Here is a 23,481-nt window from a genome sequence, read left to right as displayed (position 1 = left end):
ATTTTCGACGGGGGATTGTTATGGGCTTCAGGAAATTTACCGAGGATGCCTTGCGAGCGACGGGTAGCGCAAAGCTTGCCCGAAGTTGATCGGCGCGAGCATTAAGTAGATTTCGCCGGCCGGGACGCCGTACGAATCATCAGGCTTCGCTTTTCGGAGATGGGCCGCTCGCGTGTCGAGCCGGGGTCTCGCACAAGCTTGCGCCTGTAAGCCGGCCTGCAAATCGACAAGAATTCGCCCGGGTGGATCGCTATGAGCGGTCTGCTTGGTGATTCTTGCTCAGTTGTTTCTTCCGTCGGGATCGGGGATTTGCCCTGCCAGACGCAAAAGGCCCAATTGATGCCGAACGACAGAATTGAACTCTTTGTCGGACTGATCCAGTCCATTGACGCGCCGGGCACGGTCGAAGCGTGCCGGCGGCTGCTCTCGGTCGACGAACGGGTCCGAGCCGACCGTTTCATGTTCGAGCGACATCGGCGGCAGTATACTTTCGCGCACGCCATGCTGCGTCTGGCGCTGTCGCAGGTCGCCCCCAACGTCGCGCCGTCCGACTGGTCCTTTGGAGCCGGCCGCTACGGGCGGCCGTTCGTCGCAGCGCCCGAGACCTCAACCGCGCTGCACTTCAGCCTGTCTCACGCCGACGGCTGCGTCGCCTGCGTCGTGTCGCGGCACGAGACCGTCGGCATCGACGTCGAAACCGTGTCGCGACGGGTGGCGCCGTTGTCCACCGCGCTTCGCTTCTTTGCGCCGGAGGAGGTCGAAACGCTGCGCGGACTGCCCGAGCCGGCTGCCACCGAGCGCTTCTTCGACTACTGGACGCTCAAGGAGGCCTATCTGAAGGCGAGAGGCTTTGGGCTCAATCTGCCGCTCGACGCCTTTGCGATGCAGGTGTCGCGCGAGGCCATCGAGATCAGCTTCAAGCCCGACATCGCCGACGATCCCGACGGCTGGCGCTTCTCGCTGTGCTCGCCGTCGCCCTCGCATCGCCTCGCCATCGCCGACGGCTCTCGCGCGAACGGCGGCCTCCCCATCAGCCGCAACGCCTGGCCGTTGCAGCAAGCGGCGGAGTGACGCTCCTCGCGGCCGCGTCTTTCCGGCGGCACGGAGACGCACCGCGTCTGCGAGGCTCTCGCGTCAGGCGGAATGTTTACTTCTCCCTCTTGCCGCTTGCGGGGAGAAGCGAACCTCACCTCGCCTCTTCAAACCCTGCCAGCACCGAGGTCAGGTTGGCGCCCAGAATATCCGAGAGATAGCCGCCCTCCTGCACGAGCACGGTCGGCAGATCCAGCCTGGCGATGGCCTGGCCGATGCGGCGGAAGCCGGGCGTGGTGACGGCAAGGCCCTTCAGCGGATCGTGCTCGGAGGCATCGAGCCCGAGCGCGATCACGAGCGCGCCGGGCGCGAAGGATTCGATCGCCCTGCGCGCGACATCCATCGCCTGCATGTAGCCGTCATCGCCGGTACCGATGGCAAGGGGAATGTTGAGATTGGCGCCGAGGCCCGGTCCTTCGCCGCGCTCATGCGCATAGCCCCACACATAGGGATAATACGCGACGGGATCGGCATGGATCGAGATCGTGAAAACGTCGGGCCGGGCGTAGAAGATGCCTTGCGTGCCGTTGCCGTGATGGACGTCGACGTCGAGGATGACGACGCGCTCGTGCTTCTGCCGCAGATGCGCCGCGGCAATCGCGCTGTTGTTGAGGAAGCAGAAGCCGCCGGCCATGTCGCGATAGGCGTGATGACCGGGCGGACGACAGAGCGCATAGACCGCGTCCTCACCGTCCATCACCATCTGCGCGGCGGTGACCGCGACGTCCGTCGCGGCACAGGCCGCAGCCCAGGTGCCCGGACCGATCGGCGCTGCGGTGTCGGCGGTGTGCCAGCCGAGCTTGCCGACGATGTGGGTCGGATAGGTCGCGGCATGCCGCACCGGGTGGATGTTGCCGATCATCTCCGGGCCGGAATCACCGAGCGCCGTCCAGGCATCCCAGGCCTCGCTCAGGAACGACAGATATTCCGGGCTGTGAATGCGCGCGCGAGGTCCCTGTCCGAACGTGGTCGGCTCGACCAGCTGGTGCTTGCCGTCCTTCAGCCCCTTGAGCAGCCGGTCGGCGCGCTCCGGCTGCTCGGTGGTGCGCTTGACGACGCCGCGAACCAGGAAGAATTGCGGATCGTGGCTGCGGTGCAGTTCGGTGTGGACGGCTTTCACTCAAACACTCCATGCTCGCATGCTTTTGAGGCGTTGCCACAGATGTCTTGATGGCTGCGGCGGCCAGATGCAAGCAAGAAGAATGCCGTCTCGACTGCCCTGCGCCTGAAGCAGACCGGAGCTCAGCAGCGCCCGCGCTGGAGGCAGTGCTCGCGACCCGGCTGGTCGGTGCGGAAGGACTCGATGAAGCCGCCCTGGCGCTGGGTGACGAAGACGGTCTTGCCGTCGCTGCCGCCGAAGGCGAGGTTGGTCGGCTCCTTGGCCTTCAGCGCGATCTCGCGCTCGACCGCGCCATTGGGCTTCATCAGCGCAACCGTGCCCTTGAGGATGCGCGCGACGTAGAGGCGGCCGGCCACGTCGGTGCGCAGCCCGTCGATGGTGTCGGGCTGGAATGCCTTGACCAGCTTTGCGCCCGTCAGCTCGTTGCCGTTGATCGCATAGGACCAGATCTGGCCGCTGCTGGATTCCCCGACATAGAGCGTCTTGCCGTCAGGGCTGAGATCGATTCCGTTGGTGGTGCCCATCGCGCGCGGCGACGCCATCACCTGCCCTTGCACCGTGCCGTCGGCGGCTTTGGCAATCCGCCAGATGTGGCCTTCCCTGCCCTTCCAGTTCGGATCGCTCGCGTAGATCGTACCGTCGCGGCCGATCGTGATGTCGTTGGGCTGGTTCATCTCGTCGGAGTGAAACCAGATGGACGGCTCGGTCGATCCCTTCGCAATCGCGAGGATGTTGTGCTTCTTGTAGTCGGCGACGAACATGGTGCCGCTCCGATCGAAGCGGATGGCATTGCCGACACTGCCCTCGGGCAGGGTCGTGAACAGCTCCGAGGCGGCGCCGCCGGCGGGCAGTTTGCCGATGGTGCCGGGCTTGCCGAGATTGACGACGAACAGATTGCCGTCGAGATCGGCGGCGGGCCCTTCGATGCCGAAGGTATATTCGCTTGCGGGCGTCACCTGCACACTGTCGAACAGCTTGGTTTCGGCAGCGGCCAGCGGCGTCGCGACGAGCAGGATGCTACTGCACAGGCACCAGAAATTCCTGCCGGATGTAATAGCCATCGTCGTCGGTGCACTCGCCATTCAGATAGGGATCCGCCGGCCGGAAGAATCGGCTGAAGCCGGGTTTGTCTACAGCGCTCCTTTGTGTCACGACAACGACCTTTGCGGCCGGTATTTCGCCGCATTCCTTGCTGGTTCTGCCAAAGAACTTGCGCTGCGGCGGACCGGACTTGATCCGCATCCGCGTGCCCGGCACCATTTTCGCAACGAGCAGATCCATGGTGTCGAGCAGGCGCGTGTAGCCCGGCTCGGTCTTCGGCAGGCTCTCGCCGCCCGGCGGCATCAGCTTCTCGGCACCGATGCCGCGCAGGCGGGTGCGCAGCTTGCCGGAGAAGGGATCGCCCGGATAGATCCAGCCGTCCTGCGCGAGCATGAAGCGGAGCACCGCCACGTCCTTCTCCGTCTCCGACTGGCCTGGCTTCAAACCGAAATCGGAATGGCAGCCGACGCAGTGCTTCTCGACGAGGCCTTTGCGCAGCGTGGTCAGCCGGGCGTTGTTCTGCGCATCCCTGGCGACGAAGGCCATGAGCTGGTCGATCATCGCCTGGCTGCGCATGTCGCAGGGCAGCGGCGGCGGCGGATCGCCCGCGGCACGATCGATGCGGATCACGGTCTGGTTCTTGTCCTCGACCAGCCAGATCGCGCCGTCCTCCGCGACCGTCATGCCGACCGGCGCACCTTGCGGCCGCGCGCCGTTGACGCGGTGCCAGCCTGCGATCAGCTCGTCGAACGGTGCAGCCGCCACCTCGCCGGCGTCGGTCTGAAAGCTTCGCGACGGCTCCGCCGCGCAGCTGACGCGATAGCGCACCGGTGCCGCAACAGGCCTGGGGAAGCCGTGGTCATCGACGTCGTAGACCAGCAGGCGGCTGCCGGTCGGACGATAGCCGTGCAGGCCGACCAGCAGCTTGCCCTCCAGCTCCGGAAATTTGCCGCCGCGATAATACAGCATCCCCAGCGGCGCACCGTGCGGCGGCATCAGCGTGAGCGGCGCCTTGTAGAGCGCGCTGGCCGTGCAGAGCGACTTGTAGACCCCGCTTTGCAGCACGGTCCTGAATTCGGGGCTCGGCGTCGACAGATCGTAGCAATAGGGCCAGCCGTAATGCCTGCCCTGCTCGATCGCGTTGATCTCCTCGTTCGGCTTGAAAATGTCCGGCAAGTCACGGCTGTTCTCGCCCTGCAGGAAGGCGTAGCCGGCATCGGGAAAATTCGGATGCAGCACCAGGGCCATCGAGTTGCGCAAGCCCCGCGCATAGACGACGTGCGGCGGATCGGGATCCTTCGGTGTCAGCGCCGGGAAGACGCCGCTCGCGGGCGGCGTGAACAGCCAGATCGATGCCATGGCGGACGCGCCCTCGGCGGCCGCGCAAGGCTTCGTGATCGGCGCCGGCGTGATGCAGTCGTCGCTGTGCGAGCCGACATTGACGAACAGCCGCCCGTTCCTGTCGAAGACGAATGCCTTGAGCGGATGCGCGCTCTCCTCGACCCCGGTGCCGTCGGGCAGCGTGATCCGGCGGCCGGGCATGTGACGGATGATGGTCTCGACCGTGCCGCGCGGATTGTCGGCGAGCGGATCGAACCGGAAGATCGTCTCGGCGGTCGAAGCGTAGAGCTTCCTGTCCGGACCGATCGCGAGACCGAACGGATATTCGACCCCCGCCAGGAGCTCCTTGAGCCGACCGCCCTCGGGCGCGCGCGGATCGAGCAGCAGCAACCGTCCGTCGGCGTGGCCCCAGCCGCCCATGTCGGCCACCACGAACAGGTCGCGCCCCGGCACCTGGACGATCGCGCGCGGAAACTTGAGGCGATCAGCCTCGCTGGCGACGAGCCCGGCGCAAAATCCGGCCTTCATGTCGATCTGGATCCGGGGAAAAACGAGATCCCCGCTGCCGCAGGTCTCCCCGCCGATCGCATAGCCGCTCCGGCGAAGCAGCTCCGATGACGCCGCCGAAACGAGCCCGAGCACGACCGCCAAAACCGACGCCAAGACCGACACCAGGACGCCCGCACATGCGCACAGCCTTCGGCGTTCGCGCCCAGATGTGAAGTAGCTCACAGCGGCCTCCCGGATTTCCCGCAAAAAGCTGTTCCATGCCGGGAAAACGCCGTCCAGCTGAACATCACTCGCCTGTGATTAAACCTGTAACGATCTTCGTGCCGACCAATATCCGTACATTCCCTTACCGGGTTCGACCCGAATGTTTCGCGAAGGCTTCGGGTGGTATCGCTTTGCCATCCCAGTTGCTCCCGACAGGAGACGCACATGGTCCAGGTCTATTTTCACTGCTCCAACACCGAGGGCACGCTGATCGACCGCTACGGCGCCGCCGTGTCCAACCTCACCGAGGCCCGCGACCGTGCGTCCCAGATCATGCGGTCGATGATCCTGACGCCGAGCAACGAAGACTGGCGCGACTGGGTGATCCATGTCAGCGGCGACGACGGCGAAGAGATTTTCGACCTTCCCTTCACCGCCATGCTCGGCAAGCCGCATTGAGGTGATGCCATGTTGATCGCTTCACTGAGCCTCTTCCGCCAGCCCCTGAGCTTCGTCGCCGCCAAATGGCAGACGCTGATCCGGGTCGCAGGTGACCCCTACCGTCCCGAGCTTCACTACATGCGCGGGCCCGGCCCGAAATGGCGCGCCAAGTATCAGGCCAGCCGGCTGAACCGCTCGCTCTGAGCGCTTCGCAGATCTCCAACGGTCGCTCCACTCGTCATGCCCGGGCTCGTCCCGGGCATCCACGTTTCTGGCCGCAACTGAGAACGTGGATGGCCGGGACAAGCCCAGCCATGACGGCTTGGAAAACTTTACGTCCCCGTAAACTTCGCCTTGCGCTTCTCGACGAAGGCGGTGCGGCCCTCGAGGGCATCCGCGGTCTTGCGAATGGTCGCCTGGAGCTCGATCTCGCGGCGGAACTGGGCCTCGTAGGTGGCGTGCTCGCTCTCCTCGACCAGCAGGCGTGTTGCCACCAAAGCCCGCGTCGGCCCTTCGGCCAGGCGCCGCGCCAGGGCGAGCGCCTCGTCCATCAACTTGGCATCGTCGACGACCTGCCGCACCAGGCCGATCTCCTGGGCGCGTTCTGCCGTCAGCGGCTCGTTCAGCAGCATCAGCTCGAGCGCGCGCTGCCGGCCGATCAGCCTGGGCAACAGCCAGGTCGAGCCGAGATCCGGCACCAGCGCGATGCGGCTGAACACCTGGATGAAGCTCGCCGACCGCGCCGCGACGATCATGTCGCCGGCCATGGCAAGACTGAAACCACCGCCGGCAGCCACCCCGTTTACGGCGACGACCACGGGCACGCGGCACTCGCGCAATGCCTTGAACGCCGGCCAGTAGAACCGCATCACGCCGGCCGCGATATCCTCGCCGAGCGCGTCCGATGCCTTCAAATTCTGTCCTGAGCAAAATCCGCGCCCGGCGCCGGTGAGGATCATCGCGCGGATATTCTCGTCCGCGCTCATCGCGGCGACGGCGCTAGCCAGTGCGCCGAGCAGGTCCGGCGTCATCGCGTTGAGGCTTGCCGGCTCGTCGAGCGTCAAGATCCCGACCGCGCCATCCCGCGCCTGTTTCACACCAGCCATGCCGCGTCTCCCTTTCGATGTTCTCGCTGGCTGCAATGTGCCATTGTCCGCGGGCTTCGCCAATTGCGGAGCTTCAACCTCGGTTGCAACGACGCAACTGAATCCAGAGATCAAGACGACATCATGCCTCATCAGTTCAGCCTCAACCAAACCGTCCGCAAACCCGCCGTCACATCCAAAGGCGGCATCGTCGCCTCGCAGTCGCGGCGGGCGGCCGAGGTCGGAGCGCAGGTGCTGGCCGCGGGGGGTGACTGCGTGGACGCGATCGTCGCGACCACGTTTGCCCTGAACGTGCTGGAGCCCTGGAATAGCGGTATCGGCGGCGGCGGCGCGATGGTGCTCTACCGTGCCAAGGAAAATCGCACTGAGGTGATCGACTACGGCATGTGCGCGCCGCAGAGCCTGCGCCCTGCCGACTATCCGCTCAGCGGCGGAGGCGCCGCCTCCGACCTGTTTCCCTGGCCGCGCGTGAAGGACGACCGCAACGTCCATGGCCCCGGCTCGATCGCCGTCCCCGGCGTCGTCGCCGGAATGGAAGAGGCGCATCGCCGCTACGCCAAGATGCCGTGGAAGGATCTGGTGGCACCATCTGCCGTGCTCGCCGGCGAAGGCCTGCTGGTCGATTGGTGGACGACGGTGACGATCTCCGGCTCGGCCGCCGATCTCAGGCGCTATCCGGCAAGCGCGGCCGCCTACCTGAAGGACGGCCTGCCGCCGACCGCGCCCTGGGGCGTCAAGGCCGAGACGCGGCTGCCGCAGGACGCCCTCAAGGCGACGCTGTCGCATCTCGCCGAGGCCGGCCCCCGCGATTTCTACCAGGGCGATCTCGCCAGGAGCATCGCCTCCGACATCAAGGCCGACGGCGGCTCGTTGTCGGTGGAGGATCTCGCCGCCTTCCGCGCCCATCTGCGCGCGCCGCTGGCGATCCCCTATCGCGGGGGCAAGGTGTATGCGACGCCGGAGCTCACGGCGGGGCCGACAATGGCGCATGCGCTACGCCTGTTGCAGCAGAGCTTGACGCCCGCGGGTGCGCCGGATGCCGGCGCCTATGTCGAATATGCACTCGCCTTGCAGGCGGCCTTCCGCGAGCGGCTCAAGGACATGGGCGATGCCGACGGCAAGCGCTCGCTCGGCGCCGAATATCTGGCGCCGGCCTGCACCACGCATTTCTCGGTGGTCGACCGTCACGGCAACATCGCCGCCGTGACGCAGACGCTGCTCTCGTCCTTCGGCTCGCGATATGTGACGCCGCATACCGGTATCACCATGAACAACGGCATCATGTGGTTCGACCCGACGCCGGGCACCACCAACTCGCTGGCCCCCGGCAAGCGCTGCCTTTGCAACTACACGCCTGTCATCGCCGAGACCAGGGACGGCAAGCGCCTCGCCGTCGGCGCCTCCGGCGGACGCCGCATCCTGCCGTCGGTGATGCAGCTCGTTTCCTTCGCGATGGATTACGGCATGGACCTCGACGCCGCCATCCACCAGCCGCGCATCGACGCCAGCGAGGGCGCGGTGGTGATCGGCGACGCCCGCCTGCCGGCCGACGTGCGCAAGGCGCTGGCCACACGCTTCGACTATGAAGAGAGCCGCGTGCAGGCCCTGCCGCAAAAATTCGCTTGTCCCAGCGTTGTGATGCGCAAGGGCGACGTCAATTCCGGCGCGGTCGAGATCTTCCAGCCCTGGGCCGACGCCGTGGCGGAAGACTGAGCGCAAGGATTGATTCGAGGTTATTCCATCGCGCGTTGAGCTCTCGCGCGATGATGCATCTGCGCGAGCGTCATGACGCTTTCACATTCGCGGGGAACCAACCTGCCCACGCTTCGTTCATTGAACGGACAAGTGCGCTCGCCCTGACGGAGGACATCATGAAGAAACTTGCGCTCGCCGCGTCGCTGGTCATTGCGGCCGGCTTCACCTTTGCCGGCCCCGCACTCGCCAAGGGCGGCCATGGGGGCGGCCATGGTCATGGCCATGGCCACGGCCATTCGATGGGCCATCACCACCATGGCACGCCGCACGGATGGTCGCGTGGACGCAAGGTCGGCTGGCGCGGCCATGGCTGCCCGCCCGGCCTGTGGAAGCAGGGCCGCTGCTGACGCGCGATCGTTTACGATGCAAGGCGCCGCTCCTGACCGGGCGGCGCCTTCTTCAAATGCCGAGCCGGTCGCGGACGCGGCCCGCGATCACAGCGGTCGTCACGCCCATCGGCCAGAACGCGTGCATCGGCATCGGCTTGATGCCCGTGATGGGCATGTCAATTTCGGCGGGGGCGCCGCCGATCAGCCGTCGGGCGAGCTGCGCGCCCATCGCGGTCGCGAGCGCAACGCCGCGGCCGTTGCAGCCGAGCGAGATCAGGATGCTCTCGGCCAGCTCATGCACGTGCGGATAATGATCCGCGGTGATGGCGAGGCGACTGTTCCAGCCATGAGTCCAGGCGACGCCCTTGAGCTGCGGCCACAGCCGCTCGGCATAGCGGATCAGATAGGCGACGTCGTGCGGCGACTTGATCCAGCGCATCGGCCCGCGGCCGCCCATGAGGAGACGGTTATTCTGGTCGATGCGGTAGTAGACGGTGATGTGGCCGCTCTCGTAGAGCACGGGCCGCGTCGGCATGATCGCGCGCGCAACCGCATCTGACAGCGGCGCGGTGGCGGCGATCGAGGAGAACACCGGCACGATGGTGCGGCGGAGCGCCGGCCAGAGATCGTCGGTAAAGCCGTTGGTGGCGAGCAGCACCTTGTCCGCACGCACCACCGCTCGCGGCGTCTCGATGCGCCAGCGCGAGCCGTCGCGGCGCAGCGACAGCGCCGGCGTCTCGCCATGCACCTTCGCACCGGCGGAGATCGCGGCGCGCGCAAGGCCGCGGGCGTAGCTCAGGGGATGCAGATCGCCGCCGCGGGTGTCCAGCATGGCGCCGATGTAGCGGTCGGTGCCGGTCATCTCGCGGAGCTGCTCGCGGCCCAGATACGTCACCGGCATGCCGCGCCGAATGCATTGCTGCGCGGTCTTTTCGATCGCGGCGGCGCTGGCCTCGTTGTACGCCGCACGCAACGTGCCGTTCTGCCGTGCCTCGCAGGGAATCTGGTAGCGGCGGATCAGATCGTGGGTGAAATCAGTGGTGCCGTAAGCGAAGTCGATCATGCGGCGGCCGAGTGAGGGGCCGAAATCCGCCTCGATCTGATCGGGGTCGTGCTTCAAGCCGGGATTGGTGTGGCCGCCATTGTTGCCCGACGCACCCCAGCCCGGCTCCTGCGCCTCCAGCACCAGAGCCTCGACGCCCTGCTCCGCCAGATGCAGCGCGGTGGAGAGGCCGGTGTAGCCGCCCCCGACGATGGCGACGGAGACGGACTTGTCGACGTCGAGCGGCGGCGTGGCGACCGGCGCGACGGCAGTGTCGGCATAGAGCGAGGGCGGCAGAGGCAGGCGCGTCATGGCGAAGACCGGTCAGAGCGGATGCAGCACGCGCCGCAAGAAGTCCTGCGTGCGCGGATGCTGAGGTTGGTTGAGCAGCGCCTTGGCCGGCCCCTGCTCGACGATGACGCCGCCGTCGATGAACAGCACGCGGTCGGCGACATCGCGGGCAAAGCCCATCTCGTGGGTGACGACGACCATGGTCATGCCGTCGTCGGCGAGCTTGCGCATCACGCCGAGGACGTCGCCGACGAGTTCGGGATCGAGCGCCGAGGTCGGCTCGTCGAACAGGATCGCCTTGGGCTGCATGGCGAGCGCCCGCGCGATGGCGACGCGCTGCTGCTGGCCGCCGGAGAGCTGCGGCGGATGGGCGTCGGCCTTCTCGGCGAGGCCGACCTGGGCAAGCAGCGCGCGGCCGCGCTCCAGCGCCTGGGCACGCGGCTCCTTCTTCACGTAGAGCGGCCCCTCGATCACGTTCTCCAGCGCCGTGCGATGTGGGAACAGGTTGAAGCGCTGGAACACCATCGAGACCTGGGTGCGGATGTCTAGGATCGACGGCGCATCGCGATCGACCTTGAGGCCCTCGACGCTGATCCCGCCGCGGTCGTAGCTTTCGAGACCGTTGATACAGCGCAGGATGGTGGATTTGCCGGAGCCGGAGGGACCGACGATGCAGACCACCTCGCCCTTCTCGACGGAAGCCGTGATGCCCTTGAGCACCTCGTTCACGCCAAAGCTCTTGTGGACGTCGTTCAGCTCGATCATCGCTTGCCCGCCCGCTTCTCGAAGTGACGGACCAGCAGGATCAGCGGAATGCTCATGGTGAGATACATCAGCGCCACCAGCGTGAACACGTTGGTGTTCTTGAAGGTCGAGGACGCGATCAGCTTGCCCTGAAGCGCGAGCTCGGCGACGGTGATGGTCGAGGCTTGCGAGGAATCCTTCAGCATCATGATCATGACGTTGCCGTAAGGAGGCAGCACGATGCGCACGGCCTGCGGCAGGATCACGCGGCGCATGGTGAGCCACCAGCCCATGCCGATCGACTGCGCCGCTTCGATCTGTCCCTTGTCGATCGCCTCGATGCCGGCGCGGAAGTTCTCCGCCTGATAGGCCGAATAGGCGATACCGAGCCCGAGAATCGCGGCCTGCAGGGCCGACAGCGTGACACCGAGATCGGGCATCACGAAGTACAGGTAGAACAACAGCACGATGATCGGGATGCCGCGGATCACGTTGATCAGGCTGGCGCTGATCATCGACAGCGCCTTGATGCCGGAAACCCGCATCATCGCCCAGACCAGGCCGAGCACCGTCGAGAGCAGAAGCGAGCCGATGGTGACAACGATCGTCAGCACGACGCCGTTCATCAGGATCGGGAAGAACTCGGCGGCGTCGTGCCAGAAGCCTTTCATTGGGCAGCCTTGATCAATCGCTAGGATCAGCCCTGGGCCTTGAGGCCCCATTTGTCGAGGATCTTGTCGATGGTGCCGTTGGCCTTGAGCTTGGCGAGCGAGGCGTTGATCTTGCCCAGCAGCGCGGCTTCGCCCTTGCGCACGCCGATGCCGACCGAGCCGACGGTGACGGGCTTGTAGCCGTCGACGAGGCGCACCTCGGGAAAGCCACCCTGCTTCAGATTGTAGGCGAGGATCGGATAGTCGGCGTAGCCGGCCTTGAGACGGCCGGTGTTCACGTCGCGCAGGATGTCCGGAATGGTGTCGTAGGCCTTGACGTCGGCGAACAGGCCGGACTTCTTCAGCGCGTCGACGAAGGCGGTGCCGACTTGCGCGCCCACCGTCTCGCCCTTCAGATCCTCCTGGGTGGCATAGGCCTTGGTGTCGCCCTTCGGCACCACGAGGCCCTCGCCATAGGTGTAGATCGGGTCGGAGAAGTCGACGACCTCCTTGCGCGGCGCAGTGATGAACATCGCGGCGGCAATGATGTCGATCTTGCTCGAGGTCAGCGAGGGGATCAGCGCCGAGAACTGCATCGGCTCGATCTGCACGTTGAAGCCGGCATCCTTGCCGACCTCGGTGATGAGATCGGCCATGATGCCCTGGATGGTGTTGGTCTTGGTGTCGAGGAAGGTGAAGGGAATGCCCGTCGGCGTCGAGCCGACCTTCAGCACCTGCTGCGCCGAGGCCGGCGTCACCACTGCCATCGCGAGTGCCGCCATCGCGGCCCGAACCATACGCTTCATCGCATCCCCCTTTGGGTCTGGCCGATGTCGGCGCTTACGCTGTCGTGATCAGACGTTGCGGGCCGCGCCGTTTCAGCCTATTTTCACCAATATGAAAATTTGGTCACACTTTCGCGGACGATGCAAGCGGTTTTCATGCACATGAAGGAAGCGGTCTGACGTGAGCGGTGGCAAGAGAATGCGCAAACCGGCGGCAGGCAAGCCGGCCAGGAAGGTGAAAGCCAAAGCCGTCGCCAAGCCGGCGGAGCCTGCGATGGACGTCGCGGTTGGCCGCCGCATCCGGGATCTCAGGCGCGTCAGGCAATTCTCGCTGGAGACGGTCGCGGCGCGCACGGAGCTGTCGATCGGCTTCCTCAGCCAGATCGAGCGCGGTCTGTCCTCGCCCTCCTTGCGCGTGCTGGCGACGCTGGCCGACGTGCTCGGCGTCGGCATCGCCGCCTTGTTCGGCGCAAGCCCGAGCGCCGACGGCGCCTCCGATCAGGTCGTGACGCGGGGATTGCAGCGACCGGAGCTGAAGCTGTGGCGCACCGGCGTGTCGAAGCAATTGCTGAGCCCGGCCAGCGCCGACAACAAGCTCAATCTGTTCCTGGTGCATCTGGAGCCCGGCGGCTCCACCGGCGACGAACTTTACACCCATGACGGTGAAGAGGCCGGCCTTGTGCTCGAAGGCGAGATGATGCTGACGGTGGACAGCGAAACATGGTCGCTGAAAACCGGTGACAGCTTCAGGTTCGCGAGCCGAAGGCCGCACCGGTTTTCCAATCCGGCGCAGGATGCGAAATCCGTGGTGCTGTGGGTGAATTGCGTGACGGGGGCGGGGTAGTTTCACTTAAAGTCGTCTGCTGGCATGATGTGAAGGCATTCTTCAGGACGAGGGGCCCCATCGATGGATGAGCTTATCATCGCTGCGATCCGGCGACGGCTGAAGACAAAGCCGACCGATATGGGCCAACCTCCGCGCGCAGGACTCGTCCCCGCCACCGCAAGCGTCATTGCTTCCGACGAAGCGCATCTTCGCTTCCGGCTGCCGCCTCTCTTGAAGCGGATGTATGCAGATGTCGGCAACGGAGGTTTCGGCCCCGGATACGGGCTAATCGGACTGACCAACGGAGTTCCCGACGACACCGGCAAGACCGCTGTTGCGATCTACGATTTGTTTCGGAGCGATCCGGAGTTGACATGGCCGGATGGCCTTCTGCCGATCTGCCACTGGGGATGCGCCATCTATTCGTGCGTCGATTGTCGCGACCAGGATTTCCGGATGCGGATCTTCGATCCCAATGGTCACGATGGCGATGACTGGACCGACGCGTTCTTTGACGACGCTCCCAGTTTCGAACACTGGATCAGTTCGTGGGCCTCCGGCGTCGATCTGTGGGACGCCATGTACGGCGACGAAGGCCATATCGCCCGGATCATCTCTGCCCGCCGCAAGCAGCTTTGAGCTCAGCGCTACCGGCTTCCCGGGCCGCCCCCTTGCGAGGGCCGCTCCGCCGCCACCTCGGGGTGACGGTGATAGGTAAAGGGCGAACGGCGTCCACGCCGTCATTGCGAGCGCAGCGAAGCAATCCAGGCTGTCTCCGCGGAAAGACTCTGGATTGCTTCGTCGCAAGGGCTCCTCGCAATGACGAGACCTTTACCCAAACCGATGATTATACCGGTCCACCGTCAGCGCACTGACATCGATATCCGGCGTCTTGCCCGACAGCAGGTCCGCGAGCACGCGCCCCGAGCCGCAGGACATGGTCCAGCCGAGCGTGCCGTGCCCGGTGTTGAGGTGGAGGTTGGCATATTGCGTCGGGCCGATCACGGGCGGGCCGTCCGGCGTCATCGGACGCAGCCCGCTCCAGAATGTCGCCTTGGCGAGATCGCCGCCGCGCGGGAACAGGTCGGTCAGCGAGTGATCGAGCGTGGCGCGGCGCGCGTCGTAGAGCTTGTCCGAATAGCCGGATATTTCCGCGGTGCCGCCGACGCGGATGCGATCGCCCAATCGCGTGATCGCGACCTTGTAGCTCTCGTCCATCACGGTCGATTCCGGCGCGCCGGAGGCGTCCTTGATCGGTACCGTGATCGAATAGCCCTTCACCGGATAGACCGGCAGCGAAATGCCGAGCGGGGCTGCGAGCCGCGACGACCAGCTGCCGAGCGCGAGCACGTAAGAATCCGCCTGCAGCAAGCCGGCGCTGGTGGCGACGCCGCTGACGCGCGCACCCTCGGTGACGATGCGGTCGATCGAGGTGTTGAACATGAAGCGCACGCCGAGCGCCTCGGCATGCTTGGCCAGCGCCTGCGTGAACATGTGGCAGTCGCCGGTCTCGTCCTGCGGCAGGCGAAGCCCGCCGACGAATTTTTCCTTCACGCCCGCGAGCGCCGGCTCGACCGCGATGCAGCCCTCGCGGCTCAGCACCTCGAACGGCACGCCATATTGCTTGAGCACGGCAATGTCTTCGCCGGTGCCGTCGAGCTGCGCCTGGTAGCGGAACAGCTGCAGCGTGCCTTGCGAGCGCTCGTCATACTGGATGCCGATGTCGCGGCGCAGGTCGCGCAAGGAATCGCGGCTGTACTCCGCGATCGGGATCATCCGGCTCTTGTTGACCGCATAGCGCGCGCTGGTGCAGTTGCGCAGCATCTTGAGCAGCCAGACCCACATCACGGGGTCGAGCTTCGGCCGGACCACGAGCGGGCCGTGCTTCATCAGGAGCCACTTGATCGCCTTCACCGGCACGCCGGGGCCGGCCCAGGGCGAGGAATAGCCGGGCGAGACCTCGCCGGCATTGGCAAATGAGGTCTCGAGCGCCGGCTCCGGTTGACGGTCGACGACCGTCACGTCGTGGCCGGCACGGGCGAGGTAGTAGGCAGAGGTGACACCGATGACACCGCTGCCGAGGATCAGGACTTTCACGCTTCGTCAAACTCCCGCGGCGCTCGCCGCTGCAAGGACACAACTCGCAACGGCGAGAGCAATTATCAGGCCACCTTCTTGATGGCGTCGCCGAGGATCGAGACCATCTGGTCGATATGGCTCTTCTCGACGATGAGGGGCGGCGACATCGCGAAGCTGTCGCCGCTCATGCGCAGGTAGAGGCCGGTGTTGAAGCAGTCGACCATGACGTCATAGCCGCGTGCACCGACGGCGCCGTCGCGCGGCGCGAGCTCGACCGCTCCCATCAGGCCGCAATTGCGGATGTCGACGACGTTCGGCAGACCCTTCAGCGAATGCAGCGCATCGCGCCAGTATTCGGCAATCGACGCACCGCGCGTCAGCAGGCCTTCGTCCTTGTAGATGTCGAGCGTGGCGATACCGGCGGCGCAGGCGGTCGGATGCGCCGAATAGGTGTAGCCGTGGAACAGCTCCATCATGTTTTCCGGGCCGACCATCATGCCGTCGTGCACCTTGCGGCTCGCGAACACCGCGCCGCAGGGAATGGTGCCGTTGGTGATGCCCTTGGCCGTCGTCATCAGGTCCGGCGTGACGCCGAAGAAATTGGCGGCGAACGGCGTGCCGAGGCGGCCGAAGCCGGTGATGACCTCGTCGAAGATCAAGAGGATGCCGTGCTTGTCGCAGATCTCGCGCAGCCGCTGCAGATAGCCCTTCGGCGGCGGCAGCACCGCGGTCGAGCCCGGCACCGGCTCGACGATGACGGCGGCGATGGTCTCGGCGCCGTGCAGGGCGACCAGACGCTCGAGATCGTCGGCGAGCTCGGCGCCATGCTCGGGCTGGTCCTTGGCGAAGGCGTTGCGGGAGAGATCGTGGGTGTGGCGGATGTGGTCGACGCCCGGCAGCAGGGTGGTGAAGGCGCGGCGGTTGGCGACCATGCCGCCGACCGAGGTGCCGCCGAAGCCGACGCCGTGATAGCCGCGCTCACGGCCGATCAGGCGGGTGCGGCTGGCCTGGCCGGTGGCACGGTGATAGGCGAGCGCGATCTTCAGCGCGGTGTCGACCGACTCGGAGCCGGAGTTGGTGAAGAAGATGCGGTCGAGGCCCTTCGGCGCGATCTCGGCGAGACGCTCGGCGAAGTCGAAGGCCAGCGGATGGCCCATCTGGAACGACGGCGCAAAGTCCAGCGTCATCAGCTGGCGCTCGACCGCAGCCGCGATCTGCTTGCGGCCGTGGCCGGCATTGACGCACCAGAGGCCGGCGGAGCCGTCGATCACCTTGCGGCCGTCGACGGTGGTGTAGTGCATGCCCTCGGCCGAGGAGAACAGGCGCGGCGCCTTCTTGAACTGCCGATTGGCCGTGAACGGCATCCAGAACGAGTCGGTCTTGATAGTGTTCGGAATCTGATGAAGGGTCACGGCCGCGCTCCTGTGCTGACCCCATAGCTGAGCCACGGCTTGGGATGCGCAACAAGTCCTTTTCTGTCGCGCCGCAACCCATTGATTTGTCTGGGGCTGCCGGTCCATATTTGCGCGATCCGCAACACGTGCAACACGGGACCTGGCTATGAGCGTCGACATCGGTGGACGGCTGCGATTCATCCGGGCCCGCCAGAAGCTGTCGCAGCGCGAGCTGGCCAAGCGCGCCGGGGTCACCAATTCGACCATCTCGCTGATCGAATCCAACCAGATGAACCCCTCCGTCGGCGCGCTCAAGCGCATCCTCGACGGCATCCCGATGGGGCTTGCCGAGTTCTTCGCGCTGGAGCCGGAGTCCCGGCGCAAGATCTTCTACCGCGCCGAGGAGCTGACCGAGGTCGGCAAGAAGCCGATCTCGTACCGGCAGGTCGGCGACAATCTGTTCGGCCGCAGCCTGCAGATCCTGAAAGAGCGCTACGAGCCCGGCAGCGACACCGGCCGCGTCCACCTCGTCCACGAGGGCGAGGAAGGCGGAATCGTGATCTCGGGCAAGCTCGAAGTCACCGTCGAGGACGAGCGCCGCATCCTCAACCCCGGCGATGCCTATTATTTCGAGAGCCGCCGTCCGCATCGCTTCCGCTGCGTCGGCGGCAAGCCGTGCGAGGTGATCTCGGCCTGCACGCCGCCGACGTTCTGAGGCGCGATCGGCCCATCCGCAATCGTACGAGCACCGGTATCTTACGGTCCTTGAGCCATCTCAATTTCCGCGCGCGCGACCGCTATATATTACGAAACGTAGCCGAGCAGCCTGGCGCAAAGGTGCTGAGGTTATGGCCCCGGACTCCTAGGTACTCCGGGGCCGCTTCGTAACGGGAGCCAGCGCATGAAGATCACTCTTGCCAATGCGGAAGCCGTGCTCGACGAAGCCTTGCGCGACGCCGACAAGCTCCATTCGCGCGAGCTGCGCAAGGTCATTGCCGAGTACATCGAGATGCAGCGAGAAGCGGTCAAGGCCCTCCGCAGGAAGTTGCATTGATCGGATCGGCACGGCGGTCGACATCCCCGAGCCCTCCTGAACCTTGCTGACGCCGCGGACGACCAACGAACCAGGCACGATCCCGCTCCAGCCAAGGGCCGCCAATGTTCGCCCCATTTCGCCTCGCGCTCGTCACCGCGACGGCCCTCTTCGCTCCCATCACCTGCCACGCCATGGACGATTTCCTCCGCGCCGCCAGCAGTGCGCCGACCGCAATCACGCTATGCGGCGAGGCCAACGGCAACGGCAGTGCGATCAAGCCCGCCATTTGCCAGGAAAGGGGCTACGACAAGCTCGTCGCCGCGATCGACAAATCCTTCGATGCTGCGCTCGCCAGGGCGCCCGTCAATATCCGGCCTCTGCTCAAGCGCGACGAGGCCTGGTTCAACGAGATGATCTCGCAAGCCGCCGACACCGTGCAGGAGGTCGACGATGACGAGCTGCGCGACAACTTTGCCGCTACGCTGCGCCAGCGCCAGGTCGCGCTCGATGAGATCGCCGGCGGCTTCGGCCGGAGCGGGTTCTCCGGCAAATGGGCCAACGCGTTCGGAAGCCTCACACTCTCGCCGGATGCGAACGGCGTGCGGCACCTGACGATCGACATGAAGGCCTATTACGGCAGTGACAGGCATCGGCAGTGCAAGCTGAGCACGACCGTGACGAAGGCCGGCAGCTGGCTGAGCGGCTCGATCCAACTGCCGAGCGCCGCATCGCCGGCAGGCCGGCAGCAGACCAGGCCGGGGAAACTCCCGGCGATCAAGCTCCGTCGCCAGGGCGAGACCCTTCGCGTCGTCACGATCGATGGCGACGATACGACCGAGGCAGGCGATGATTGCGACTATCTGTGGCAGGTCACCGGCACGTATTTCGCGAGCGGCCCCTCCGACGCCGCCGACAAGGCCGAGACCTCGTTCGTCGCGCCGACCTTCGATTGTGTGCGTCCGGCGACGGCGACGGACGAGGAGATCTGCTCGGATCCCGATCTCGCCGAGAACGACCAGCGATTGAACCGTGCCTGGAAGGCGCTGCTGCCACGGCTCGACGATGCGACACGGCGCGCGCTGACGGAAGACCAGCGCAACTGGGTGCAGGCGCAGACCCTGCAATTCCCCGAATTTCTGCATCCGGCCTGGGAAAAGCGCAGCTCGGAAATGCACGCCACCGCCAGCGGGCGGGATCACGTCAATGCCCTCCAGCGCGAGCGGATCGCACTGCTGGAAGGCTTCGACGACAAGCGCGCGGGCCTCGCCGGCATCTGGCTCGCCTACAACGCGATCCTCAAGGTCACGATCGACAAGGATGGCCGGCTGACGACGCAGGGCTGGAAATGGGACCAGGGCGATTGGAAGGCCGGCTGCGACTACGAGATGACCGGCAAGATGGCCGGCGGCACCTTCCGCTCCGACGAACAGCGCAAGAATCCCGATACGCTGGAGCGCGACCACGCCATGCTGGTCGTCAACCGTCTCGACGACGTGTTCGCGCAGAAGCGCAATGGCAAGGACACCGACGACGAGGCGAAGTGCAGGCGAAGGCTCGACAACTCCTCGACCGCCCGGCTGTTTCCGGCGCGCCCCTCGCCCGACATCGACAATTTCTCCGGCTCGATCCGATAGCCTGTTCCGCTCCGATGGAATCGGAACGGAACTCTAGACTCTTGTTGACGCGTTTTCTTGACGCGAACCGGTACCCACTTCACTCGAAACCGCTCTAGCACCGGGCACGCGAGCCCGGCGCTCAGCGGCCTTTCAAGACTGCGTCAGCAAATCCTCGATCCGGATCGGGAATCTGCGGACACGCACGCCGGTTGCGTGCCAGACCGCGTTGGCGACCGCGCCGGCGCTGCCGGTGATGCCGATCTCGCCGACGCCCTTGATGCCGAGCGCGTTGACGTGCGGGTCGTGCTCATCGACCGTGATCACATCGAGTGGCGGCACGTCGGCATTCACCGGGACATGGTACTCACCGAGATTGGCGTTCATGATGCGGCCGGTCCGGCGATCGGTGATCGCCTCCTCGTGTAGAGCAAAGGACATCCCCCAGATCATGCCGCCGAACAGCTGGCTCTGCACCATCCGCGGGTTGACGATGCGCCCGGCGGCAAACGCGCCGACCATGCGGCTGACACGGATCTGGCCGAGCTCGGGATCGACCTTCACCTCCGCAAACACCGCGCCATGGGCATGCATGGCATATTCCTCCATCGCCGCGGGGTTCGGCGCGCCGGTGCCGCGGGCCTCGACTTCGGCGACGCCGGCACGCGCAAGGATCTCGGCGTAGCTCTCGCCGCGGCTCTCGTCGTCACGGCGGATCAGCCTGCCGTCGCGTGCGATCACACCGGCATTGCCGGCGCCGAACAGCGGCGAGCGCTCGTCACCGGTGGCGAGATCGGCGAGCTTTGCGATCACGGCCGCGCCGGCGCTGTGGATCGCAGCACCCGCCGTTGCCGTATGCGCGGAGCCGCCCGCGATGCCGGCATCGGGCAGGTCTGACGTACCGGCCTTGAACGTGACGCGGTCGATATCGAGGCCGACGGCATCGGCCGCGATCTGCGCCAGCGCCGTCCAGGCGCCCTGCCCCATGTCGTGCGCGCCGATCTCCATCACGCCAGTGCCGTCGCGCCGGATCGCCGCACGCGCTTCCGCCTGGAACATCAGCGCCGGAAAGGTCGCGGTGCCCATGCCCCAGCCGACCAGAAGGCCGGCATCGTCGCGCATCTGCCGCGCCTGGAGCGATCGCTTCGCCCAGCCGAACCGCGCTGCACCCTGCTCGTAGCAGGCACGCAATGCCTTCGACGAGAACGGCTTGCCGCTGATCGGCTCGACCTCGGCGTAGTTCTTCAGGCGAAAGGCGAGCGGATCCATGCCGCAGGCCCAGGCCATTTCATCAATCGCGCTCTCCAGCGCGATCGAGCCGGTCGCCTCGCCGGGCGCACGCATGAACAGGGGCGTTCCGGTGTTGACACGCACGGCGTCATGCGAGGTGCGGATCGCTGGCGCCGCGTAGAGCGTGTGCGATGCGTCGGCAGCGGGTTCGTAGAAATCGTCGAACGTGCTCGACACCGTCCGCGCGTGGTGGTCGAGCGCGGTCAGGCGGCCCTCGCCGTCGGCGCCGATGCGCAGGCGCTGGCGCGTCGGCGCGCGATGGCCGACCGGCCCATACATCTGCTCACGGCGCAACACGAGCTTGATCGGCCTGCCGACCAGCTTCGCCGCCATGATGCCGAGGACCGGCGGACCGCCCATGAGCCCCTTCGAGCCGAAGCCGCCGCCGAGGAAGGGACTTCGAATGTGGATCTTGTCGTGCGCAATACCGAACAGTTCGGCAATGCGCGCGAGCGAAAGCACCAGGCCCTGGGTCGGCATGTCCACCGATAGCCTGTCGCCGTCCCATTGAACCACGATCGCGTGCGGCTCCATCGCATTGTGATATTGCGGCGGCGTCTCGTAAGTCGCGTCGATCTGCTTCTCGGCCGAGGCAAGGCCCGCCTCGACATCGCCGAGGTGGTTCTCGGTGGGATTGCCGACGCCGACGACGGGCGGCACGAAGCTCTCGCCGGCGTCGAGCCCGACCAGTGGCGGCAGCGACTCGTAGCGCGGCGCCAGCAGCACCGCACCCTCTGTCGCGGCTTCCAGCGTTTCCGCAATCACGACCGCGATCGGCTGGTTGGCGTAGCGGACCTCGTTGCTCTGCAACGCCTCCATTCGGAACACGAACGGATTGGTCTTGATCTCAGGGTCGATCGCGAGCTGCGGCTTGTGGTCGGGCGTCATGACATCGACGACCCCGGGATGCCGTTTTGCGGCGGTGACGTCGAGCGAGACCACTCGGCCATGCGCGATGCTGGAAACGGCGATCACCGCAAACAACATGCCGGGCAGGTGATTGTCGGCGGCATAGGTCGCCTGCCCCGTGACCTTGAGGACGCCGTCACGGCGGGTCAGCGGCTGGCCGATGTTCGAGCCGTGCCTGATATGGGCGGGGGCGCTGGTGAGATTGAGCTCAGGCATGGATGGCTCCTGATGTCGCGGCAAAGGGAGAGGCCGGCAACGCCGGCAGGCGCGCGGGCGTACCCGCGGCGGCAAGGGTCAGCGCGCGCATGACGATGCGGCGCGCCAGCTCGATCTTGAAGGCGTTGTCGCCGGACGGCTTTGCGTCGGTGAGCGCGCGCCAGGCGGCTTCCTGGAACGCGTCCGCCGTGGGCGCGACACCCCTCAGCACGTCCTCGGCGGCGCGGACGCGCCACGGCTTGGCGGCGACACCGCCGAGCGCAATCCGCGCCTCCGCGACCTTGCCGTTCTCGATCCGCAACGCGGCCGCGGCGGACACCACGGCGAAGGCGTAGGAGGTACGGTCACGAACCTTGAGGTAGCGCGCATGCGCGGCGAAGCCGCGTGCAGCAGGCGGCAGGCGCACAGCGACGACGATGTCGCCGGGCTCCAGCGCCGATTCACGCTCGGGCGAATTGCCGGGCAGGCAATGCAGCTCGTCGAGCGCGATCTCGCGACGGCCGCTCTTGCCCTCGATCTCGACGACGGCGTCGAGCGCGACCAGGGGCACGCAGAAGTCGGACGGATGGGTGGCGATGCAGCTGTCGCTCCAGCCGAGCACGGCATGGCCGCGGTTCTCACCGTCGCGGGCATCGCAGCCGCTGCCGGCCTCGCGCTTGTTGCAGCGGCTGGCAGTGTCGTAGAAATACGCGCAGCGCGTCCGTTGCAGCAGATTGCCGCCGACCGTCGCGGCATTGCGCAATTGCGCGGATGCGCCGGAGAGCAGCGCCTCGGCGACGGCCGGGTAGGACCTTGCAAAGACCGGGTCATGCGCGAGATCGGCATTGCTCACCAGCGCGCCGATGCGGAGCGATCCGTCGGCGAGCGTCTCGATCGCATCGAGCCCGTCGAGATGGGTGACATCGACCAGCCGGTCCGGCCGGCTGACGCCGCCTTTCATGAGATCAAGCAGATTGGTGCCGGCGGCAAGATAGGCCGCGCCCGGCTGGACCGCGGCGGCGACGGCCTCGGCGACGGTCGCGGGCCTGACATAATCGAACTGCTTCATGCCGAGCGCCTCTGGTTGGATTCGTCCATCTGTCCTTGCGCATCGAGCACGGCATCGACGATGCCGGCATAGGCGCCGCAGCGGCAGAGATTGCCGCTCATGCATTCGCGGATGCGCTCGGGATCGCTGCCGGCCTGCGCTTCCTGCATCATGCCGATCGCGCTCATGATCTGGCCGGGCGTGCAGAAGCCGCACTGGAAGCCGTCATGGGCGATGAAGGCCGCCTGCACCGGATGCAGCTGGTCGCCGCGCGCGACGCCCTCGATGGTGAGGATGTCGGCGCCGTCATGGCTGACGGCGAGCGCGAGGCAGGAGTTGATCCGCTTGCCGTCGACCAGAATGGTACAGGCGCCGCACTGGCCGCGGTCGCATCCCTTCTTGGTTCCGGTGAGATGGAGGCGCTCACGCAAGAGATCGAGCAGCGTGACGCGCGGATCGTCGAGGACGAAGTCGCGCCGCGCACCGTTCACGGTGAGGCTGATGGAGTGGTTCATACAAGGCTCCGATCAGAAATGGACATGTCTCATCGCTCGGCGCGCCACCGCCGTGGCCGCCGTCGATATGATGTCGGCCGACAGAAGCCGGCCAACGTCCACGCGAAGATACGGAGGCACCCTCC

The 23,481-nt window shown here is 66.1% G+C and carries 23 protein-coding genes; 10 read left to right on the top strand and 13 right to left on the bottom strand.

Annotated elements, in window-relative coordinates; genetic code table 11:
- Nucleotides 1-339 precede the first annotated feature (339 nt).
- Nucleotides 340-1,071 (top strand): 4'-phosphopantetheinyl transferase family protein, encoded by a 732-nt coding sequence (locus CO669_RS31000; RefSeq protein ID WP_097665780.1) that lies wholly within the window; start codon nt 340-342, stop codon nt 1,069-1,071.
- Nucleotides 1,072-1,186: 115 nt separating this feature from the next.
- Here the strand turns inward: CO669_RS31000 and CO669_RS30995 are convergent, their stop codons facing one another.
- From CO669_RS30995 to CO669_RS30985, 3 genes are all read right to left on the bottom strand, one after another.
- A complete protein-coding gene (locus CO669_RS30995; RefSeq protein WP_097665779.1) occupies nt 1,187-2,212 on the bottom strand; it encodes a histone deacetylase family protein in 1,026 nt (341 codons plus the stop codon).
- Nucleotides 2,213-2,334: 122 nt separating this feature from the next.
- The gene (locus CO669_RS30990) at nt 2,335-3,273 is read right to left on the bottom strand and encodes an SMP-30/gluconolactonase/LRE family protein (protein ID WP_198964350.1); all 939 of its coding nucleotides are present in this window, start codon (nt 3,271-3,273) and stop codon (nt 2,335-2,337) included.
- Nucleotides 3,230-5,257 (bottom strand): PQQ-dependent sugar dehydrogenase, encoded by a 2,028-nt coding sequence (locus tag CO669_RS30985; RefSeq protein WP_502694536.1) that lies wholly within the window; start codon nt 5,255-5,257, stop codon nt 3,230-3,232. Before CO669_RS30985 ends, CO669_RS30990 begins: the two co-directional genes overlap by 44 nt.
- A gap of 276 nt (nt 5,258-5,533) precedes the next feature.
- On the opposite strand from CO669_RS30985, the gene CO669_RS30980 reads away from it, so the two are divergent.
- Together CO669_RS30980 and CO669_RS36235 are read left to right on the top strand one after the other, a co-directional pair.
- On the top strand, nt 5,534-5,767 hold the full coding sequence (locus tag CO669_RS30980; RefSeq protein ID WP_097665773.1) for a DUF6894 family protein: 234 nt from the start codon (nt 5,534-5,536) through the stop codon (nt 5,765-5,767).
- Between the two features lie 9 nt (nt 5,768-5,776).
- Complete coding sequence (locus CO669_RS36235; RefSeq protein ID WP_198964349.1) at nt 5,777-5,953, top strand: hypothetical protein; 177 nt, start codon at nt 5,777-5,779, stop codon at nt 5,951-5,953.
- A 128-nt stretch (nt 5,954-6,081) separates the two neighbouring features.
- Here the strand turns inward: CO669_RS36235 and CO669_RS30975 are convergent, their stop codons facing one another.
- Entirely contained in the window at nt 6,082-6,855 is a 774-nt protein-coding gene (locus CO669_RS30975) for an enoyl-CoA hydratase-related protein (RefSeq protein WP_097665771.1), read from the bottom strand.
- Nucleotides 6,856-6,978: 123 nt separating this feature from the next.
- On the opposite strand from CO669_RS30975, the gene CO669_RS30970 reads away from it, so the two are divergent.
- A complete protein-coding gene (locus CO669_RS30970) occupies nt 6,979-8,568 on the top strand; it encodes a gamma-glutamyltransferase family protein (protein WP_097665769.1) in 1,590 nt (529 codons plus the stop codon).
- Between the two features lie 158 nt (nt 8,569-8,726).
- On the top strand, nt 8,727-8,957 hold the full coding sequence (locus CO669_RS30965) for a hypothetical protein (protein WP_198964348.1): 231 nt from the start codon (nt 8,727-8,729) through the stop codon (nt 8,955-8,957).
- Nucleotides 8,958-9,009: 52 nt separating this feature from the next.
- On the opposite strand, the gene CO669_RS30960 is transcribed toward CO669_RS30965, so the two are convergent.
- Genes CO669_RS30960 through CO669_RS30945 form a run of 4 tightly spaced genes read right to left on the bottom strand, consistent with a single transcriptional unit; the run spans nt 9,010 to nt 12,472 of the window.
- A complete protein-coding gene (locus CO669_RS30960) occupies nt 9,010-10,293 on the bottom strand; it encodes an NAD(P)/FAD-dependent oxidoreductase (RefSeq protein ID WP_097665765.1) in 1,284 nt (427 codons plus the stop codon).
- Between the two features lie 12 nt (nt 10,294-10,305).
- A complete protein-coding gene (locus CO669_RS30955; RefSeq protein WP_097665763.1) occupies nt 10,306-11,037 on the bottom strand; it encodes an amino acid ABC transporter ATP-binding protein in 732 nt (243 codons plus the stop codon).
- A complete protein-coding gene (locus tag CO669_RS30950; RefSeq protein WP_097665761.1) occupies nt 11,034-11,687 on the bottom strand; it encodes an amino acid ABC transporter permease in 654 nt (217 codons plus the stop codon). Before CO669_RS30950 ends, CO669_RS30955 begins: the two co-directional genes overlap by 4 nt.
- Before the next feature lie 26 nt (nt 11,688-11,713).
- Nucleotides 11,714-12,472 carry an ABC transporter substrate-binding protein gene (locus CO669_RS30945; RefSeq protein ID WP_097665759.1) on the bottom strand — a complete coding sequence of 253 codons (759 nt, stop codon included), beginning with the start codon at nt 12,470-12,472 and terminating at the stop codon, nt 11,714-11,716.
- Nucleotides 12,473-12,650: 178 nt separating this feature from the next.
- Here CO669_RS30945 and CO669_RS30940 point away from each other — a divergent pair, with 178 nt between their 5' ends.
- Together CO669_RS30940 and CO669_RS30935 are read left to right on the top strand one after the other, a co-directional pair.
- A complete protein-coding gene (locus CO669_RS30940; protein WP_198964347.1) occupies nt 12,651-13,295 on the top strand; it encodes a helix-turn-helix domain-containing protein in 645 nt (214 codons plus the stop codon).
- A gap of 63 nt (nt 13,296-13,358) precedes the next feature.
- On the top strand, nt 13,359-13,916 hold the full coding sequence (locus tag CO669_RS30935; protein ID WP_097665755.1) for an SMI1/KNR4 family protein: 558 nt from the start codon (nt 13,359-13,361) through the stop codon (nt 13,914-13,916).
- 192 nt (nt 13,917-14,108) lie between these two features.
- Here CO669_RS30935 and CO669_RS30930 read toward each other — a convergent pair whose 3' ends face one another.
- Nucleotides 14,109-15,374, bottom strand: coding sequence for a D-amino acid dehydrogenase (locus CO669_RS30930; RefSeq protein ID WP_097665753.1), 1,266 nt, complete (start codon nt 15,372-15,374; stop codon nt 14,109-14,111).
- A 65-nt stretch (nt 15,375-15,439) separates the two neighbouring features.
- A complete protein-coding gene (aptA, locus tag CO669_RS30925) occupies nt 15,440-16,768 on the bottom strand; it encodes an omega-aminotransferase AptA (protein ID WP_097665751.1) in 1,329 nt (442 codons plus the stop codon).
- A gap of 148 nt (nt 16,769-16,916) precedes the next feature.
- Between aptA and CO669_RS30920 the strand changes: the two genes are divergently transcribed.
- The 3 genes from CO669_RS30920 to CO669_RS30915 all read left to right on the top strand — a co-directional run bounded on the left by CO669_RS30920 (nt 16,917) and on the right by CO669_RS30915 (nt 19,420).
- Nucleotides 16,917-17,465 (top strand): cupin domain-containing protein, encoded by a 549-nt coding sequence (locus tag CO669_RS30920; protein WP_097665749.1) that lies wholly within the window; start codon nt 16,917-16,919, stop codon nt 17,463-17,465.
- 186 nt (nt 17,466-17,651) lie between these two features.
- On the top strand, nt 17,652-17,804 hold the full coding sequence (locus CO669_RS36230; RefSeq protein ID WP_198964346.1) for a hypothetical protein: 153 nt from the start codon (nt 17,652-17,654) through the stop codon (nt 17,802-17,804).
- A gap of 104 nt (nt 17,805-17,908) precedes the next feature.
- Entirely contained in the window at nt 17,909-19,420 is a 1,512-nt protein-coding gene (locus CO669_RS30915; protein WP_097665747.1) for a lysozyme inhibitor LprI family protein, read from the top strand.
- Between the two features lie 132 nt (nt 19,421-19,552).
- Here the strand turns inward: CO669_RS30915 and CO669_RS30910 are convergent, their stop codons facing one another.
- From CO669_RS30910 to CO669_RS30900, 3 genes are read right to left on the bottom strand one after another with little or no spacing between them, the layout of a single operon-like run.
- Complete coding sequence (locus tag CO669_RS30910; RefSeq protein WP_097665745.1) at nt 19,553-21,814, bottom strand: xanthine dehydrogenase family protein molybdopterin-binding subunit; 2,262 nt, start codon at nt 21,812-21,814, stop codon at nt 19,553-19,555.
- The gene (locus CO669_RS30905) at nt 21,807-22,862 is read right to left on the bottom strand and encodes an FAD binding domain-containing protein (protein ID WP_097665743.1); all 1,056 of its coding nucleotides are present in this window, start codon (nt 22,860-22,862) and stop codon (nt 21,807-21,809) included. Before CO669_RS30905 ends, CO669_RS30910 begins: the two co-directional genes overlap by 8 nt.
- On the bottom strand, nt 22,859-23,356 hold the full coding sequence (locus CO669_RS30900) for a (2Fe-2S)-binding protein (RefSeq protein WP_097665741.1): 498 nt from the start codon (nt 23,354-23,356) through the stop codon (nt 22,859-22,861). The genes CO669_RS30905 and CO669_RS30900 overlap by 4 nt, the downstream gene beginning before the upstream one ends.
- Between the last annotated feature and the right edge of the window lie 125 nt (nt 23,357-23,481).

It is taken from the genome of Bradyrhizobium sp. Y36 (genome assembly GCF_002531575.1).
Taxonomy (GTDB): domain Bacteria; phylum Pseudomonadota; class Alphaproteobacteria; order Rhizobiales; family Xanthobacteraceae; genus Bradyrhizobium.
The sequence above is the reverse complement of the archived record's forward strand: the minus strand, read 5'-3'. Positions and strand labels throughout refer to the sequence as shown.

Excerpts from the sequence above, each read along its gene's own strand:
- CO669_RS31000 (WP_097665780.1), top strand. The coding sequence starts at position 340 with ATGCCGAACGACAGAATTGAACTCTTTGTCGGACTGATCCAGTCCATT.
- CO669_RS30990 (WP_198964350.1), bottom strand. The coding sequence starts at position 3,273 with ATGGCTATTACATCCGGCAGGAATTTCTGGTGCCTGTGCAGTAGCATC.
- CO669_RS30980 (WP_097665773.1), top strand. The coding sequence starts at position 5,534 with ATGGTCCAGGTCTATTTTCACTGCTCCAACACCGAGGGCACGCTGATC.
- CO669_RS36235 (WP_198964349.1), top strand. The coding sequence starts at position 5,777 with ATGTTGATCGCTTCACTGAGCCTCTTCCGCCAGCCCCTGAGCTTCGTC.
- CO669_RS30975 (WP_097665771.1), bottom strand. The coding sequence starts at position 6,855 with ATGGCTGGTGTGAAACAGGCGCGGGATGGCGCGGTCGGGATCTTGACG.
- CO669_RS30970 (WP_097665769.1), top strand. The coding sequence starts at position 6,979 with ATGCCTCATCAGTTCAGCCTCAACCAAACCGTCCGCAAACCCGCCGTC.
- CO669_RS30965 (WP_198964348.1), top strand. The coding sequence starts at position 8,727 with ATGAAGAAACTTGCGCTCGCCGCGTCGCTGGTCATTGCGGCCGGCTTC.
- CO669_RS30960 (WP_097665765.1), bottom strand. The coding sequence starts at position 10,293 with ATGACGCGCCTGCCTCTGCCGCCCTCGCTCTATGCCGACACTGCCGTC.
- CO669_RS30955 (WP_097665763.1), bottom strand. The coding sequence starts at position 11,037 with ATGATCGAGCTGAACGACGTCCACAAGAGCTTTGGCGTGAACGAGGTG.
- CO669_RS30950 (WP_097665761.1), bottom strand. The coding sequence starts at position 11,687 with ATGAAAGGCTTCTGGCACGACGCCGCCGAGTTCTTCCCGATCCTGATG.
- CO669_RS30945 (WP_097665759.1), bottom strand. The coding sequence starts at position 12,472 with ATGAAGCGTATGGTTCGGGCCGCGATGGCGGCACTCGCGATGGCAGTG.
- CO669_RS30940 (WP_198964347.1), top strand. The coding sequence starts at position 12,651 with ATGCGCAAACCGGCGGCAGGCAAGCCGGCCAGGAAGGTGAAAGCCAAA.
- CO669_RS30935 (WP_097665755.1), top strand. The coding sequence starts at position 13,359 with ATGGATGAGCTTATCATCGCTGCGATCCGGCGACGGCTGAAGACAAAG.
- CO669_RS30920 (WP_097665749.1), top strand. The coding sequence starts at position 16,917 with ATGAGCGTCGACATCGGTGGACGGCTGCGATTCATCCGGGCCCGCCAG.
- CO669_RS36230 (WP_198964346.1), top strand. The coding sequence starts at position 17,652 with ATGAAGATCACTCTTGCCAATGCGGAAGCCGTGCTCGACGAAGCCTTG.
- CO669_RS30915 (WP_097665747.1), top strand. The coding sequence starts at position 17,909 with ATGTTCGCCCCATTTCGCCTCGCGCTCGTCACCGCGACGGCCCTCTTC.
- CO669_RS30910 (WP_097665745.1), bottom strand. The coding sequence starts at position 21,814 with ATGCCTGAGCTCAATCTCACCAGCGCCCCCGCCCATATCAGGCACGGC.
- CO669_RS30905 (WP_097665743.1), bottom strand. The coding sequence starts at position 22,862 with ATGAAGCAGTTCGATTATGTCAGGCCCGCGACCGTCGCCGAGGCCGTC.
- CO669_RS30900 (WP_097665741.1), bottom strand. The coding sequence starts at position 23,356 with ATGAACCACTCCATCAGCCTCACCGTGAACGGTGCGCGGCGCGACTTC.